Raw genomic sequence first — 783 nt, 5'->3', positions numbered from 1 at the left:
GGTTTAGTACTCGCCCCTCTTCATCTTGCCAAGGCTTACACGCCTCACTCGGTTTCCAACGAGCGCGAATATCGAAGTTGTCGCTGCCATTTTGATAAGGAATCAAGGCATGCAGCGTGAAATAGTCTTTAGGGATGAAGTTTTCAATCTCTTCATCGCGTCTCACCACCAATCCAAGGACTGGTGTTTGTACTCGCCCTACGGATAACACACCTTGATAACCCGCTTTCTGACCAAGCAAGGTATAGGCACGCGTCATGTTCATACCATAAAGCCAATCTGCTCTTGAGCGGGCTAACGCCGACACCGATAGAGGAATAAACTCTTTGTTGCTGCGCATCTGACTTAATGCTCGTTTCACTGCAGGTAAGTTAAGGTCGCTGATAAGAAGTCGCTTAATCGACTCTTTTCGCGTTTTCGACACCTTACAGTAATCAATCACCTCATCCACCAGCAGCTGCCCTTCTCTATCAGGGTCACCTGCGTGTACGATTTCTTTAGCATCTTTAAGTAGCTTACGAATAACAGTTAACTGCTTGCTGGAGCTCTTTCTTGGTCTCAGTTGCCACTGGTCAGGAACGATAGGTAAATCAACCAAGTTCCACTTTTTGTATCGCTCTTCATAGGCGTCAGGCTCTACCTGTTCTAACAGATGTCCGATACACCACGTCACCACATCGCCATTTCCACACTGGATAAAGCCCTCGCCTTTCTTTTGTGGGTTTGGCAAGGCAGCCGCGATGGCGCGACCTAGGCTGGGTTTTTCTGCAATGATTAAGCGAG

At 47.9% G+C, this 783-nt stretch carries 1 protein-coding gene; it reads right to left on the bottom strand.

Annotated features, from left to right (window positions below; translation table 11 throughout):
- The coding region (locus tag KIV40_RS34750; RefSeq protein WP_285354005.1) for a DNA topoisomerase at positions 1-783 on the bottom strand (783 nt) is incomplete at both ends.

The organism is Vibrio sp. D173a, assembly GCF_030248475.1.
The sequence above is the reverse complement of the archived record's forward strand: the minus strand, read 5'-3'. Positions and strand labels throughout refer to the sequence as shown.